Below are 14,174 nucleotides of genomic sequence, written 5' to 3' on the forward strand. Positions count from 1 at the left end.
GCGCGAGCGTCAGCGTCACAGTGCCTTCGGCCCGTACGATGGCGCCGACGGCGAGTGGTGTGTGGGGGTGGAGGGCTGGATGAAGCTAGGGCAGGTTTTCGATCCGCGAAGAAACGCGCTCAACGCACTTCGGTTGGTGTTGGCGGCCGAGGTGATGCTCTTCCACTCCTGGCCATGCACCGGTCACATGCCCCCGGAGGCGACCCTGCAGCTTTTCTTCTCGGTGGGCGTTGACGGATTTTTCGCGATCTCCGGCTTTCTCATCACACGCAGTTGGCTGACCGACCCCCGACTGCGTGACTATCTCACCGCCCGCGCGTTGCGGATCCTGCCCGGCTTCTACGTGTGCCTGGTCGTGACCGCATTCGTCTTCGCCCCGCTCAGCATGGTGATCCAGGGCGGTTCGGCCGCCAAGCTGCTCGGTTCCACCGCGCCGCTCCAGTACGTCCTGAAAAACAGCGCGATCGCTTACCTGCAGCCGACCATCGACGGAACGCTGCACGGCGTGCCGGGCGGACCCGCGTGGAACGGTTCGATGTGGTCGCTGATCTGGGAATTGCTGTGCTACGTGTTCGTTGCCGCCATCGGCGTGGCGGGGCTGGCCAATCGCCGCTGGATATCCCCCGCGGTTCTGGTGGTGGCGACACTGGCGGCGCTGGTGATCCCGCCCCTGACCTTTCCCGGCGTGTGGACCATCCCGCAACTCGCGGTGCGCTCGGCCATCATGTTCTCCGCCGGTGCCCTGCTGTATCAGTGGCGAGACGTCATCCCCGCCCGATGGTCGCTGGTCGCGGTGTGCGTCGTCATCGTCATCGCGGCCGGCTTCCTGCCCGATTACCGGGTGGTCGGCGCCCTTCCGCTGGCCTATGCAGTCGTCGTCACCGGCTCCCTGCTCAAGAGCGAACGGTTGAGGTTGCGCACCGACCTGTCCTACGGCGTCTATATTTACGCATTCCCGGCCCAGCAATTGCTGGCCGTCACTGGGCTCGCGACGCGCCTGCACCCGGTGCTGTTCTTCCTTGCCGCGGCGGCGGCCACCCTGCCGCTGGCCGCGGCGAGCTGGTTCCTCATCGAGAAACCCTCGATGTCCCTCAAGCGCCGGCTCCGGATGAAGTGGTCGGCCCCGGTGACGTCCAGCTCCGACGAGCCCGGGCCGGTCAGCAGTGCCGACGCCCTGGCCGACCAGCCCGCCCCGGAGGCCCCGGGCGCCGCCTAGTCTGCGGCGACGGGCATATGCCGCTCACAGCATCGGGCCATAGCACTGGCGGACGCCGATGGCTCTCGGGCAGGTGTTCGATGCGCGACTCAACGCGCTGAATGTATGGCGGCTGGTGCCCGCCACCGAGGTGATGCTGTGGCATTGCTGGCCCGTCACGGGCCGACGGGGTCTACATCTACGCCGCGTCAAACGGAGGTGGTCTGGCGCGCTCGAAGCCCAAGGCGGCCGCCAAACCCCCACAGCACCAGCGTGATCACCTCGGCCATCACGCTGAGGGCCGCGTACGGCGCCGGGTCCCAGCCGCGCTCGGAGAAGCCGGACAGCCCGACGGTGCGCGACATGACGAACGCGACCAGCGAGCCGGCCGCCACCGCGGCGCCCGCCCAGCGCAGCCAGGCGGGGCCGCCGATCAGGATCAGCAGCGCGAGCGCGAACGACACACTGGCCTGCGCCAGGAATGCCGCGCCGATCATCGGGATGTGGCGGTAGGCATGGACATAGAGGTAGGCGTGGCTGGCGGCGGCGACGGCCAGCGACGCGGCGAGGCCGAGCCGCACCAGGATGTTCGCCAAACTCATTGCAGCGTCCGCTCCTTCAAGGCCAAGGCGCTCTCTCCCCTGGTGTAGCTGACCTCGCGGATTCCCAGCGCGTCGCGCAGCTTGCCGGCGGGCAACGTGACCGGCTTGGGCGCCGGCCCGTCACCCGGTCGCGGCAGTGGGTACGCGGTGGTGGTTCCGCTGTAGAAGGTCACGTTGTCTTCGGTCTTGAAAAACAGTTGGTGGACGTGGCCGTTGAGGCAGGTGACGGACGCGAAGCGGCGCAGGTAGCTCAGCGCTTGGGTCGCGTCGTCGGTGCCCCAGCCCCATTGCGGATACATGGCGAACAGCGGGATGTGGCTGAACACGATGATGGGGGTATCGCTGGACAGGCGGGCGACGTCCTTCCTGACGAACTCCAGCTGATCGGCGCCCAGGTGGCCGAGCTTGTGCAGGTTCAGGGTATTGACCAGCGCGATCAGGTGCACGCCGGCGATGTCGAGGCTGTACCACCCGTCGCCGATCGAGCCGGCGCCGAACGCGTTTCGGTACTTCTGCCCCGCGTCGTCGATCGAGTCGTGCTCCCCGGGCACGGTCAGCACGTGCGGCGTCTTGAGTCCGCTCATCATCTGCTTCACCTGGTCGAACTGTTCGGGGGTGGACAGGTGGGTGAGATCGCCGGTGTGGATGACGAAATCCGGTGTGTAGCCGAGAGTGTTGACCTGATCGATCGCGTGGCTGAATGTCGAGGTGACATCCGGGTTGGGTGCGCCGGCGAAACCGAGGTGGCTGTCGCTGATCTGGGCGAATCGCAGGGTGGGCCGTTCCGCCGTGTGGGTAGCCTTGGCGTCTCCGGCGACATGGGAGATGACCTCGCCGCCGGCCACCGCGAACCCCACGGCCGCACCGAACCAGGCCGTGTGCCGGATCAGCTGGCGGCGCGTCATGCCGTTGGCCCCGGTGCTGGTCACGCGCCGCTCCTTTCCATCGCTTCGCTCTGCATCGTCGCCGGCGCGGCTCATCCCGTCACCACCACGGTGCCGCGCATCATCGGGTGGATCGAGCAGACGTAGTCGAAAGTCCCCGCGGCGGCGAAGGTATGGGTAAAGGTGGCACCGGTGCCCATGCCGGGTGAGTGAAACGAGCCGTCGCTTGCGGCCACCGTGTGGGGTTCTTCGTCGCGGTTGGTCCACGTGACGGTGGTCCCGGCGGTGACGGTCAACGAGACGGGTTGGAACGCGAAGCCGTCGATGATGACCTCATTGCCGCGCACGGGAGCCGCCGGCGCGGTGATCGAAACCTCGGTCGTGGGCGCGGCGGTGTTCGCCACCGGCCGGGACTGGGAGCAACCGGCCAATGCCAACACACCCGCGGCCGGCACGATCGCCAAACATCTTCGAAGCATGGGGATATCCATGCCCAGAGATATGGCGTTGGGTTACACCGCTCAGGCCGGCCGCTCGGGGCGCGGCGGGGCGAACACCTCGATGCCGCCGTTGGCCTCGCGAACCATCAATGCCGGCAAGGGCTTTGGCGCTATCGGCAATTGATGGGTGACCACCTGGCCGGTGGGCGAAAACGACGTGGTGTGGCACGGGCAGCGCAGCGTGTCGTCGGGTGCGTCGAACCACAACTTGCAGCCCTGATGCGTGCACACTCCCGAGATGGCCTGGACTTTGCCCTCGACCCGACGGACGAATCCGGTCACCGAGCCGAGGTCGAAGGCGTGCATGACGCCGTCGGGCACATCCGAGCTGGCCGCGACGCGCTGCCAGCTGCCCTCGTTGGGCGTGAGTTGCCCGGCCGCGACTTGGGGGGCGTGACCGTCGCCGCTGCGGCCGAGGATCAGGGCACGATCGACGGACACCGCGGCGACCGCCGCCGTCGCGGCGGCCGACGTACCGACGATGACCTGGCGGCGCGTGCTGCGGCGGTCCGGCGCCGGTTCCGTTGGCGCACCGGACATTTGCTCGGCCAGGCGCCGGTGCAGGTCGGTCAGGAATTCCTGGCGCGGCGCGTCACCACCCTCGCGCGCCGCGCGCAGCTCGATCGCCGTGCGCAGCTGCGCCGCCTCGAAGTCGTCAGGCGCGAACGGCCGGGGCCGGCGCCCCCGCAACAGATCGTCGACATAACGTCGCACCCCTCGCGCATTCATGGCTCGCCCCCATCGTTGACCTGGGCCGCCAGCCGCAGGGCGCGGTGCTGGAGCACCTTCGCATTGGCCACGCTGATCCCGAGTTCCGCGGCTGACTCCTTGATCGAATTGCCCTGCAGGAAACGCGATTCCAAAATCCGGCGGTAGCGGTCCGGCAGGCTGTCCAGAACCCGGGCAACCCGCTGCGGCGCGGTGCTGATCGCGTCCTGGCCCTCGGCTGGTTGTTCGATGTCCTCGATCGAGGTTATCTCGCGCCCGAGCGTCTCGCGCCAGTGTGCGGCCAGCACCGTCCTGGCCGTCGCCCGCAGGTAGGCGCGCACTTCGGCGACGCTCGCGGTCAGCCGCAGCGGCCGCAGCGCCGCCAGGAACACCTCGGCCGTGAGATCCTCGGCGTCGGTCTGGTTTCCGACGCGCGCGAACAGCGTGCGGTACACCCAGGTCGCGTTGTCGGAGTACACGGCTTCCCAGCTCGGGTAGCCGGCGTCATGGCCTTCGGCGGGCACCGCGCGCAGGGGTCGCGGGCCGACGGGTTCGTTTCGTGCCGCCACATGCCTCCTTCACCCGATGAATAGCGACTCGGGTTACACGGGCGCAGCGAGTGCGGCCTCGGCGGCCATGAGCTCCTCGAGCTTGGTGGCGGTGGCCGAGAACACGGATTTGGCGATGCTCAGTATCCGCTCGCGCACCCGCGGCTTCGCCGACGCCGAGGGCAGCAGGTGGCCGATCAGATGGCCAAACAGGTCCAGGCGTGCCGCGGATAGCCACGACATCAGCTCCGGGTCGTCGAACCAGCGCAATTGATTGGTGTAGTCGGCCCGCGCCAGGCGCAACCAATCGAGGTCGGTGTCCGGGTGCGGCAGGGGCACGCAGAGGTCGTTTTTCACGGCGTCGTCACGGTATGCGGCCTCGACGTGGGCGATCAGCGCGGCGGAGAAGATCTGCTGGCAGCCGCGCACGCTTTGCAGCGTGATGCTTCCGGTGTCGAAAATCGGTGTTGCGGGCCGCTTTTCGGCGCCGTCCGCGGTGCAATCGATGTACAGTTCGTCGCCGCTGACAGCCACGGTGCCGCCGTCGAGCGTCAGCCTGCCCGCGTCGATCCGCAGGAGGTGACCCAGGCGCACCACGTCGGTGATGCGCCGCAGTTGCTCGAGCTCGAGCCGGGTGACGGTCGCGCAGCGGTACATGGTGGGCCGGATCGCCGGATCGATCCGCAACAGCACGCCGGCGTCTTCGAGACGCGCGAACAGATCCCGCGCCGAGGCGGCGTCGTTGATCGCGCGCAGTTGTGCGGTGAAGCTGGCCTTGAGCTTGTCGGCGAACAGCGAGCCGGGCTGCATGGTTTCGCGGTCCAGCAGCCAGGAATCGCGGGGCATGATCCAGGTCAGCCGATCCGGTTCGACGCCGTGACCGAGCAGCCACAGGCAGGTGTCGATTCCGGTCTTGCCGGCCCCGACGACGACATAGCGCTCGTACCCGCCGAGCCGGGGCAGGTCGTTGGGCGGGACGCACGCGACGCCGTCGGCGACCGGGTACGGGGGGCGGCGCATCGCCGGAACCGTGACCCGCATGTAGGTGGCGTCGACGACGCGGCGGGTCACGTCGACGGTGTAATCGGCGCCGGCCAGCGTGCGGAACCGGCCTTTACCACGGTATTCGCTCATCGGGAAGTAGCTGACCCGCCCGGTCGGCAACCACTCGCGGCGCATGATGCGGTCGTAGTACGCGCAGATTTCGCCGGCGGTCGCCAACTCGTAAAGCCCCTGGTTCCACCCAACTTGGTCGATGGTGTCGCTGCCGAGCCGCGACGAGTTGACGCCGTAGAAGGCCGAGGGCTGATGCAACCGCACGAACGGGTAGGCCATGGTCCAGTGGCCACCCGGCTGGTGGTTGCGGTCGACCAGCACCACGCGGACGTCCGTCTTGGAAGTCTCGGAGACCAGCGTGTCGATGAACGCCATGCCCATGGCGCCGGCACCGACCACCAGGTAGTCGGCCTCGATGGTGCGCATACGCCTGAAGGCTAGCGCGGTCAGCCGATGTCGGCGGCCGCGGCGCGGAGGTCGTCCAGGGCCTTGCGGGCGGCGGACCTGGAGGCCGGGAACTACCCCACGTGAGGCTACGGTCGCGACCATGATCAGCTGGAGAGAGTTCACGCAAGTCGCTCCGCGAATCGCGGCCGTCTTCGCCCGCCGCCACGCCGCGACCGGCAACCTGTGCATGCTGGCCACGCTTCGCTCGGACGGATTTCCCCGGATCAGCCCGATCGAGCCGAGGATCTTCGAGGATCAGCTCTGGATCGTCGGTATGCCGGGGACGACCAAATTCCATGACCTGTCTCGCGATCCGCGCTTCTGCCTGCACACCGCCACCGTCGACACCGCGGTCAAAGACGGCGACGCGAAGTTGTTCGGCGTCGTCGAGGACGTCGCGGACGCGGCCGTGCGTCAACGGTTCGCCGAAGCGCTCTACGAAGAGACCAGCTTGGACCTTCGAGGGCAGGAGTTCGACCACTTCTATCGGGCCGACGTGATCGGTGGGTCTGCGGTCGAGGTGACCGATGGCCACCTGGACATCACGATCTGGAAGCGCGGCGAAGCCGAGCGCGTCGTGCGCAAACACTGAACGCCTTGCCACGCCCGAGCCAAGTTACTAGGATATCCAAGTATCCGCTTAAGCGCTCAACCACACCCGAGGGCCCCATGACCACACAGATTCCGCACTTCATCGATGGGCAGCGCACCGCCGGCCAGTCCGGCCGCAGCGCCGACGTCTTCGACCCGAGCACCGGGAGCGTCCAGGCCACGGTGCCGATGGCCGGCCAGGCCGACATCGATGCGGCGGTCGCCTCGGCCGTCGAGGCCCAAAAGGGCTGGGCCGCGACCAATCCGCAGCGGCGCGCGCGTGTCATGATGCGCTTCATCGAGCTGGTCAACGCCCACAATGACGAGCTGGCCGAGCTGCTGTCGCGCGAGCACGGCAAGACGTTGGCCGACGCCAAGGGCGACATCCAGCGCGGCATCGAGGTCATCGAGTTCTGCATCGGCATCCCCCACCTGCTCAAGGGCGAGTACAGCGAGGGCGCCGGGCCCGGCATCGACGTCTACTCGCTGCGCCAGCCGCTGGGCGTGGTCGCCGGCATCACCCCGTTCAACTTCCCGGCGATGATTCCGCTGTGGAAGGCCGGCCCGGCGCTGGCCTGCGGCAACGCGTTCGTGCTCAAGCCCAGCGAGCGCGACCCGTCGGTGCCGGTTCGGCTGGCCGAGCTCTTTGTAGAAGCGGGCCTGCCCCCGGGCGTGTTCCAGGTCGTGCACGGCGATAAGGAGGCCGTCGACGCCATCCTGAACCACCCCGACATCCAGGCCGTCGGGTTCGTCGGCAGCTCCGACATCGCCCAGTACATCTACGCCGGAGCCGCGGCCACCGGCAAGCGCTCACAGTGCTTCGGCGGCGCCAAGAACCACATGATCGTGATGCCTGACGCCGACCTGGACCAGGCCGTCGACGCCCTGATCGGCGCCGGCTACGGCAGCGCCGGCGAGCGGTGCATGGCGATCAGCGTCGCCGTCCCGGTCGGGGCCAAGACCGCCGACCGGCTGCGCGCCCGGCTCATCGAGCGGATCAACAACCTGCGCGTGGGCCACAGCCTGGACCCCAAGGCCGACTACGGACCGCTGGTGACCGAAGCGGCCGTGGCACGGGTGCGCGACTACATCGCCCAGGGAGTCGACGCGGGTGCCGAGCTGGTGATCGACGGCCGAGACCGCGCCAGCGACGACCTGACCTTCGGCGACGCCAACCTCGAGGGCGGCTTCTTCATCGGTCCCACCCTGTTCGACCACGTCACCCCCGACATGTCGATCTACACCGACGAGATCTTCGGGCCCGTGCTGTGCATCGTGCGCGCGCACGATTACGAAGAGGCGCTGCGGCTGCCGTCGGAGCACGAATACGGCAACGGCGTGGCGGTTTTCACCCGCGACGGCGACGCCGCCCGCGACTTCGTCTCCCGAGTGCAGGTCGGCATGGTCGGCGTCAACGTGCCGATCCCGGTGCCGGTGGCCTACCACACCTTCGGCGGCTGGAAGCGGTCCGGTTTCGGCGACCTCAACCAGCACGGCCCCTCGTCGATCATGTTCTACACCAAGACCAAGACCGTGACGTCGCGGTGGCCGTCCGGCATCAAGGATGGCGCCGAGTTCGTCATTCCCACAATGGATTAGGCCGGCTGTTTCTCATGGCTTCCTTTACCCTCAACGACGACGAACGGGTGATCACCGAGACGGCCGCCGCGTTCGCCGCCAAGCGCCTCGCCCCGCACACCCTGGAATGGGATGCGGCCAAACACTTTCCGGTCGACGTGCTGCGCGAATCCGCCGAACTCGGCATGGCGGCGATCTACTGTCGTGACGACGTCGGTGGCAGCGGACTGCGCCGCCTCGACGGGGTCCGTATCTTCGAGCAGCTGGCCATCGCCGACCCGACCACCGCCGCGTTCCTGTCCATTCACAACATGTGCGCGTGGATGATCGACACCTTCGGCACCGCCGAGCAGCGCAAGGATTGGGTTCCGCGGCTGGCGTCGATGGACGTCATCGCCAGCTACTGCCTCACCGAGCCCGGCGCCGGGTCCGACGCCAGCGCGCTGAGCACCCGCGCCGTCAAACAGGGTGGCGACTATGTGCTGGACGGCGTCAAGCAGTTCATCTCGGGAGCGGGCGCCTCGGACGTCTACGTGGTGATGGCCAGGACCGGCAGCGACGGACCGCGCGGCATCTCGGCCTTCGTGATCGAAAAGGGCACCGCGGGGCTGAGTTTCGGCTCGCTCGAGGAGAAGATGGGTTGGCACGCCCAGCCCACCGCCCAGGTGATCCTGGAGGGGGTCCGGGTGCCGGCCGAAGCCATGCTGGGCGGCGCCGACGGCGAGGGCGCCGGGTTCGGCATCGCGATGAACGGGCTGAACGGCGGTCGGCTCAACATCGCCGCGTGCTCGCTCGGCGGCGCCCAGGCCGCCGCCGACAAGGCCGGGACCTATGTCCGCGATCGCCAGGCGTTCGGCTCGTCCCTGCTCGACGAGCCGACCATCCGGTTCACCCTGGCCGACATGGCCACCGGCCTAGAGACATCGCGAATGATGTTGTGGCGGGCGGCCAACGCGCTGGACGACGACGATCCCGACAAGGTCGAGTTGTGCGCGATGGCCAAGCGCTACGTCACCGACACCTGCTTCGAGGTCGCCGACAAGGCCCTGCAGTTGCACGGCGGCTACGGCTACCTGCGCGAGTATGGTCTGGAAAAGATCGTGCGCGACTTGCGGGTGCACCGAATCCTGGAAGGGACCAACGAGATCATGCGGGTGGTCATCGGCCGCGCCGAAGCCGCACGGGTCCGCGCAACCGCATAGAAGGGTCTTTTGGATGACCGAACACCTGACGGTGGCTTTCCTCGGCCTGGGCCACATGGGTGGGCCGATGGCGACGAATCTCGTTGCGGCCAAACACGCGGTGCGCGGATTCGATCCGGTGCCCGCGGCACTGTCCGCGGCGACGGAGGCCGGCGTCACCGGGTTCGGCAGCGCCACCGACGCGGTGGCCGGGTCGGACGTCGTCATCACCATGCTGCCCAACGGGGAGCTGGTCAAACGCTGCTACGCGGAGATCCTGCCGGCCGCGCGACCCGGCGCCCTGTTCATCGACAGCTCGACGATCTCGGTCAACGATGCTCGCGAGGTGCATGCGCTGGCGGAATCCAACGGCGTCGCGCAGCTCGACGCGCCCGTCTCGGGCGGGGTGAAGGGTGCCGTTGCCGGCACGCTGGCCTTCATGGTGGGCGGCGACGAGGCCGCGCTGCAACGCGCGCGGCCGGTGCTGGAACCCATGGCGGGCAAGATCATTCACTGCGGCGCGGCCGGGGCCGGCCAGGCCGCCAAGGTGTGCAACAACATGGTGCTGGCGGTCCAGCAGATCGCGATCGGCGAGGCGTTCATCCTGGCCGAGAAGCTCGGGCTGTCCGCGCAGTCCCTGTTCGACGTCATCACCGGGGCAACCGGCAACTGCTGGGCCGTGCACACCAATTGCCCGGTGCCGGGGCCGGTTCCGACGTCGCCGGCCAACAACGACTTCAAGCCGGGCTTCGCCACCGCGTTGATGAACAAGGACCTGGGCCTGGCGATGGACGCGGTGTCCTCCAGCGGTGCGGCGGCGCCGCTGGGTACCCACGCCGCCGAGATCTACGCGAAGTTCGCCGCCGACCACGCCGAAAAGGACTTCAGCGCGGTCATCGAGATGCTGCGCGGCAGCTGAGAACTGCCGGGATCAGAAGTCACCGGCGTTGCGCCGCAACGTTTCAATGCACGCCGCCAGGTTCTGCGATTCGGTGTCGGTCATCCCGATGTCGGCGAACACCTGCTTGTTGAGGGTGACGGTCGCGTCCTCGACCGTGGAACGGCCCAGGTCGGTGATCGCCACCAGCGTGGTGCGCCCGTCGGTGGGGTGCGGCACCCGTTGCACCAGCCCGTCGGCCTCCAGCCGGCGGATCGCGTGGGTCACGCTGGTGACGTGGACCTGCAACCGGTCGGAGGCCTTGGTGATGGGCAGCGCCCCGGTCCGGCTGAATGCCAACAGCCGCAGCAGTTCATACCGGGAGAAGCTCAGGTCGTAGGGGCGCAGCGCCGTCTCCACCCGCGCCAGCAAGATCTGGTGCGCGCGCATCACCGAGGTCACCGCCACCATGCCCGGTGCCACGTCGCCCCATCCGGCGCGCTCCCAGTTGGCCCGCGCCGCGGCGATCGGATCGCGCTTTTCCGGTTGTGATTGCGCCACGCCCCTTCTTACCGCACTTGGCGCCCGGGTGTGGCCTTTCCCAACGCTGACAGCACCGCCGTCGTCGACGCTCGGCTGCCCACGGTGATCCGCGCGCCACCGTCCGCGTAGTACCGCACCCGCGGCCCGCTGTCGCCGAAAACCTCACGCCACGGCCGATACCGCCCATCGCCGGACGGCAGATACATGAAATTCGCGTGCGCGTCGGTGGTGTGGATCCCCATCGCGCTCAGGCCGTTCCGCAGATGGCGGCGCTCGGCGGTGATCAACCGGATCCGGCGCAGCAGTTCGTCTTCCGCGTGATAGGACGCCGCGACCGCGAGCAAGCCGGTGATCGCGATGCCGAACGGCAGCTGCTGGGACCACAGCGTCCGGGCCAGCTCCGCCGACGCGACCCCGTAGCCGATCCGCAGCCCCGCTAGCCCGTAGGCCTTGGAGAACGTCCGCACCACCACCACGTTGGGGAAACGCGCGACCAACGCCGCCACGTCGAAACGGTGCTCGGCGGCGGTGAACTCGATATAGGCCTCGTCGAGCAGCACGACTGTGTCGCGCGCCACCCGGCGGAGAAACCGGAAAACGGCGGCCGTGGGCTCGATGGTGCCGGTCGGGTTGTGCGGCCGGCACACCACCACCACGCGGGCCCGCGCGGCGGCGTCGGCCAGCGCGTCGAAGTCGTTGTGGCCGCGCTCGTCCAGCGGCACGAGTGACGGATTGAGCCGCGCCATCTGCGCGACGATCGGATAGCCGTCGAACGTCGGCGATGCCATCGCCATCGTGTCACCCGGCGACGTCAGCGCGCGCAGCGCCTGCAGCACGACCCCGGTCGCTCCCGCACCCAGCACCACCCGGTCGGCGGGCACACCGATGTGCGCGGCGATCATGTCGCGCAACCGTTCCGGCAGGAACTCGGGATACCGGTTCGCCGCGCGAACGGACCGGATCAGCGCGGAACGGACCGCCGGTAGCGGGGGAAACGGATTCTCGTTGAGCGACAGGGCAAACGGATCCACTGCGTTGGGCAGCGCGTGACAGATCTCGGCGTCCATCAGGCCAGGCACCGCGTGCATCAGCCTCGACCACCCCAGCGCACCGCGGCCGCGCCGGCGAAGTCGCCGGCATGCGCGAACGCCGCCATCATCACCACGTCGCCGGCTGCGAGCTGACCACCGGAGATGGCGCGGTCCAGGTTGATCGGGATGCCGGCGCCGAACAGGTTGCCGCACTCGTCGAACGTGTCACGGTGTCTTGATTTCGGCACCTCGAGCGCGTCACGCCAGTTGCGCAGGAACGCCCGGTTGGGCTGGTTGGTGACCAGCAGGTCGATATCCTTGGCGCCCAGGCCGATTCGATCGCACACCGCCAGCGCCACCTCGGGGACCTGCCGGTTGCCGCGGGCCAGCACTTTGGTGATCTTGCTTTCGGTGAAACCGATGCTGCCCTCGCCGGGCCCGGCCTGCCACCACTTGCGGGGCGGGTCGTAGGACAGCGTCATTTCGCCCGCGTACTCGCCGTAGGTGCGGCACTCGATGTCCAGGATGGGTGAGTGGTCGCCCAGCGTGACCAGCCCCACCGCGGCGCCGTCGCCGGGCACCGCGGACTGCGCCTTGCGGCGAATCGTGGGTTGATCGAAGAATTGGCCGGCCGCGTTTTGCGCGATCGCGATCAGCGCGGTGTGCCCTTCGCCCGCGGCCAGCAGCTTGCGAGCCACGTTGAGCGCCAACACGAATGCGGCGCAGCCGCCGTTGTTCAGGTCGAGCACCCAGGACGGTCGCATGCCCAGCCGGTGCGCGATGCCGCCGCCCTGGCCGTAGAACGCCATGTCGGGCACCTGGGTGTGGGTGATCAGCACGTCGGCGCCTTCGACGGCGTCGTGGCCGTGCCGGTCGATCAGGCCCTGGGCGGCGCGTTCGATCATGTCGATGGAACCCTCGTCCGGGGCGACGTGATGGCGGAACTTCGGCGCGCGGAACATCACGTTGTCGCGCAGGTCGTCCGATTCGGCGAATTGCGCGTAATAATCGGCGGGAATCGGCTCACCCGGCAGGTACGTAGAGACGTCGATCAGGCTGACGCTCGGCCCACCCATGGCCCGCTCACCTCATCCAGACGGGCGTCACCGGCAGCCCGTTGCGGTGGCGGTACTCGGCGATCGCCTTGAGGTTGCGCAGCTCCAGCAGATGGCCGGCGCCGAACATGTCCCAGAAGTCACCGACCCACACCGGGCGCTGGGCGGGCGCGGTCTCAGGATACGGGTTGTGGTCATAGAACGGGTGGTGGCAATTCGTCCACAGCACAACCGATCCCGGCTTGTCGAGGACCGTCGCCGCGTCGACGACGCGCATCAGGTAGATCATCCACAGGTGCTTGCCCTGATCCCAGGCGCAGTGATAATCCACTGTTCGGGCCTGCGCGTCGGTGACCGTGCGAGTGTAGATTTTGGTTTCCGAGCCCAGCCGGTCGTGGGCCAGCCACAGGCCGGGTTCGTCGGTGGGTGTGAAGTCGCGCAGGCTGTAGGTCCACTCCTCCAGGCTGCGGGTGTCGGCCATGTACTCGTACAACTCGTCGGGTGGACAGTCGATGTAATCGTTGACGGTGCAGTACTGTCCGAAGACCTGATCGTGCGGGTATACCGACCGCATCATGTCCATGATGATCGGCGTGGCCTTCTCCCTGGGGCTGGTTTCGATGCGGGTGATGCCGTCGATCAGGTCGGGGATATCCTCAAGCGCTGGCAGCGACATTGGTCTGGTTCTCCTTAACACGCGAAATATGTTTTGCGGCGGCGTCTTTGACCTTCCTAGCCGCGAGAAACGGTGCAAACGGTGGGATCTCGTCGGCGTCGCACTCGACGCTGACCACCGCCGGACCGTCGGTGCCGAGCGCGGCGCCCATGGCCAACGCGAATGCATCGACGTCGTTGACGTCCACCGACGTCAAGCCCGGGAACATCGCCGCCAGCCCGGCCCCCAGCCGGCTGGGACGAAAACGGTTGTAGCTGTATAGGTCGTCGTAAAACAACTGCTCACGGGTCACGCACATGGCGTGCGCGTTGTTGTTGAACAGGACGAACGTCATCGGTAACCGATATTGCACGGCGGTGTGCACTTCCATGCCGTGCATGAAGAACGCGCCGTCACCGGCGATCACGACGGTACGGCCGCCGGGCCTGCCACTGTTGTTGCGCCCGAACGACATTCCGATCCCGGCCCCGAAGCTGTAGCCCATGCCGCCCATGCCGAGCGCGACAGCGAACCTGCCGCCGCGGCGTGCCGGCAGGTAGTGAATCGCGGCGGCGCCGATATTACCGGCGTCGACCACGATGTCGGCCCCGTCGGGCAGGACGCGGTCCAGCACCGCCATGGCGTCGCGGTACCGCAGGCCCGGCCCGGCGCATAAAGCTTGGCCATGGCGCGACTCGTCAACTTCTTTGGCTTCGACTGCCA

The 14,174-nt window shown here is 68.0% G+C and carries 16 protein-coding genes; 5 read left to right on the forward strand and 11 right to left on the reverse strand.

Annotated features, from left to right (window positions below; genetic code table 11):
* The first annotated feature begins 79 nt into the window (after positions 1 to 79).
* On the forward strand, positions 80 to 1,216 hold the full coding sequence (locus DQP58_RS16975) for an acyltransferase family protein (protein ID WP_112709464.1): 1,137 nt from the start codon (positions 80 to 82) through the stop codon (positions 1,214 to 1,216).
* Between the two features lie 188 nt (positions 1,217 to 1,404).
* On the opposite strand, the gene DQP58_RS16985 is transcribed toward DQP58_RS16975, so the two are convergent.
* From DQP58_RS16985 to DQP58_RS17010, 6 genes are all read right to left on the reverse strand, one after another.
* A complete protein-coding gene (locus DQP58_RS16985) occupies positions 1,405 to 1,797 on the reverse strand; it encodes a hypothetical protein (RefSeq protein WP_205869455.1) in 393 nt (130 codons plus the stop codon).
* Positions 1,794 to 2,702 (reverse strand): metallophosphoesterase family protein, encoded by a 909-nt coding sequence (locus DQP58_RS16990; RefSeq protein WP_112709466.1) that lies wholly within the window; start codon positions 2,700 to 2,702, stop codon positions 1,794 to 1,796. The genes DQP58_RS16985 and DQP58_RS16990 overlap by 4 nt, the downstream gene beginning before the upstream one ends.
* A gap of 71 nt (positions 2,703 to 2,773) precedes the next feature.
* Positions 2,774 to 3,160 (reverse strand): cupredoxin domain-containing protein, encoded by a 387-nt coding sequence (locus tag DQP58_RS16995; protein WP_112709467.1) that lies wholly within the window; start codon positions 3,158 to 3,160, stop codon positions 2,774 to 2,776.
* 42 nt (positions 3,161 to 3,202) lie between these two features.
* Positions 3,203 to 3,910, reverse strand: a complete 708-nt coding sequence (locus tag DQP58_RS17000; protein WP_112709454.1) for a Rieske (2Fe-2S) protein — start codon at positions 3,908 to 3,910, stop codon at positions 3,203 to 3,205.
* Positions 3,907 to 4,458: an RNA polymerase sigma factor gene (locus DQP58_RS17005; protein ID WP_112709455.1), complete on the reverse strand. Its 552-nt coding sequence runs from the start codon at positions 4,456 to 4,458 to the stop codon at positions 3,907 to 3,909. Before DQP58_RS17005 ends, DQP58_RS17000 begins: the two co-directional genes overlap by 4 nt.
* 33 nt (positions 4,459 to 4,491) lie before the next feature.
* A complete protein-coding gene (locus DQP58_RS17010; protein ID WP_112709456.1) occupies positions 4,492 to 5,919 on the reverse strand; it encodes an NAD(P)-binding protein in 1,428 nt (475 codons plus the stop codon).
* 121 nt (positions 5,920 to 6,040) lie between these two features.
* Here DQP58_RS17010 and DQP58_RS17015 point away from each other — a divergent pair, with 121 nt between their 5' ends.
* The 4 genes from DQP58_RS17015 to mmsB all read left to right on the forward strand — a co-directional run bounded on the left by DQP58_RS17015 (position 6,041) and on the right by mmsB (position 10,209).
* On the forward strand, positions 6,041 to 6,532 hold the full coding sequence (locus DQP58_RS17015) for a pyridoxamine 5'-phosphate oxidase family protein (RefSeq protein WP_112709457.1): 492 nt from the start codon (positions 6,041 to 6,043) through the stop codon (positions 6,530 to 6,532).
* Positions 6,533 to 6,609: 77 nt separating this feature from the next.
* Positions 6,610 to 8,130 (forward strand): CoA-acylating methylmalonate-semialdehyde dehydrogenase, encoded by a 1,521-nt coding sequence (locus DQP58_RS17020; protein WP_112709458.1) that lies wholly within the window; start codon positions 6,610 to 6,612, stop codon positions 8,128 to 8,130.
* A gap of 14 nt (positions 8,131 to 8,144) precedes the next feature.
* The gene (locus tag DQP58_RS17025) at positions 8,145 to 9,311 is read left to right on the forward strand and encodes an isobutyryl-CoA dehydrogenase (RefSeq protein ID WP_112709459.1); all 1,167 of its coding nucleotides are present in this window, start codon (positions 8,145 to 8,147) and stop codon (positions 9,309 to 9,311) included.
* Between the two features lie 13 nt (positions 9,312 to 9,324).
* The gene (mmsB, locus tag DQP58_RS17030) at positions 9,325 to 10,209 is read left to right on the forward strand and encodes a 3-hydroxyisobutyrate dehydrogenase (RefSeq protein ID WP_112709460.1); all 885 of its coding nucleotides are present in this window, start codon (positions 9,325 to 9,327) and stop codon (positions 10,207 to 10,209) included.
* A gap of 12 nt (positions 10,210 to 10,221) precedes the next feature.
* Here the strand turns inward: mmsB and DQP58_RS17035 are convergent, their stop codons facing one another.
* From DQP58_RS17035 to DQP58_RS17055, 5 genes are all read right to left on the reverse strand, one after another.
* The gene (locus DQP58_RS17035; protein WP_066860458.1) at positions 10,222 to 10,728 is read right to left on the reverse strand and encodes a MarR family winged helix-turn-helix transcriptional regulator; all 507 of its coding nucleotides are present in this window, start codon (positions 10,726 to 10,728) and stop codon (positions 10,222 to 10,224) included.
* Between the two features lie 8 nt (positions 10,729 to 10,736).
* Positions 10,737 to 11,798 carry a pyridoxal phosphate-dependent aminotransferase gene (locus DQP58_RS17040; RefSeq protein WP_112709461.1) on the reverse strand — a complete coding sequence of 354 codons (1,062 nt, stop codon included), beginning with the start codon at positions 11,796 to 11,798 and terminating at the stop codon, positions 10,737 to 10,739.
* The gene (locus DQP58_RS17045) at positions 11,798 to 12,817 is read right to left on the reverse strand and encodes a 3-oxoacyl-ACP synthase III family protein (RefSeq protein WP_112709462.1); all 1,020 of its coding nucleotides are present in this window, start codon (positions 12,815 to 12,817) and stop codon (positions 11,798 to 11,800) included. The genes DQP58_RS17040 and DQP58_RS17045 overlap by 1 nt, the downstream gene beginning before the upstream one ends.
* A gap of 7 nt (positions 12,818 to 12,824) precedes the next feature.
* Positions 12,825 to 13,472, reverse strand: a complete 648-nt coding sequence (locus DQP58_RS17050) for an SRPBCC family protein (RefSeq protein ID WP_112709463.1) — start codon at positions 13,470 to 13,472, stop codon at positions 12,825 to 12,827.
* A partial coding sequence (locus tag DQP58_RS17055) for a thiamine pyrophosphate-dependent enzyme (RefSeq protein WP_240629899.1) occupies positions 13,453 to 14,174 on the reverse strand: 722 nt, incomplete at its 5' end. The genes DQP58_RS17050 and DQP58_RS17055, both read right to left, overlap by 20 nt.

Origin of the sequence: Mycobacterium colombiense (genome assembly GCF_003284975.1) — a bacterium.
GTDB lineage: Bacteria > Actinomycetota > Actinomycetes > Mycobacteriales > Mycobacteriaceae > Mycobacterium > Mycobacterium europaeum_A.

Coding starts and splice junctions, on each gene's coding strand:
- mmsB (WP_112709460.1), top strand. CDS start 9,325: ATGACCGAACACCTGACGGTGGCTTTCCTCGGCCTGGGCCACATGGGT.
- DQP58_RS17045 (WP_112709462.1), bottom strand. CDS start 12,817: ATGGGTGGGCCGAGCGTCAGCCTGATCGACGTCTCTACGTACCTGCCG.
- DQP58_RS16985 (WP_205869455.1), bottom strand. CDS start 1,797: ATGAGTTTGGCGAACATCCTGGTGCGGCTCGGCCTCGCCGCGTCGCTG.
- DQP58_RS17015 (WP_112709457.1), top strand. CDS start 6,041: ATGATCAGCTGGAGAGAGTTCACGCAAGTCGCTCCGCGAATCGCGGCC.
- DQP58_RS17010 (WP_112709456.1), bottom strand. CDS start 5,919: ATGCGCACCATCGAGGCCGACTACCTGGTGGTCGGTGCCGGCGCCATG.
- DQP58_RS17040 (WP_112709461.1), bottom strand. CDS start 11,798: ATGCACGCGGTGCCTGGCCTGATGGACGCCGAGATCTGTCACGCGCTG.
- DQP58_RS17020 (WP_112709458.1), top strand. CDS start 6,610: ATGACCACACAGATTCCGCACTTCATCGATGGGCAGCGCACCGCCGGC.
- DQP58_RS17000 (WP_112709454.1), bottom strand. CDS start 3,910: ATGAATGCGCGAGGGGTGCGACGTTATGTCGACGATCTGTTGCGGGGG.
- DQP58_RS16975 (WP_112709464.1), top strand. CDS start 80: ATGAAGCTAGGGCAGGTTTTCGATCCGCGAAGAAACGCGCTCAACGCA.
- DQP58_RS16990 (WP_112709466.1), bottom strand. CDS start 2,702: ATGACGCGCCGCCAGCTGATCCGGCACACGGCCTGGTTCGGTGCGGCC.
- DQP58_RS17025 (WP_112709459.1), top strand. CDS start 8,145: ATGGCTTCCTTTACCCTCAACGACGACGAACGGGTGATCACCGAGACG.
- DQP58_RS16995 (WP_112709467.1), bottom strand. CDS start 3,160: ATGCTTCGAAGATGTTTGGCGATCGTGCCGGCCGCGGGTGTGTTGGCA.
- DQP58_RS17050 (WP_112709463.1), bottom strand. CDS start 13,472: ATGTCGCTGCCAGCGCTTGAGGATATCCCCGACCTGATCGACGGCATC.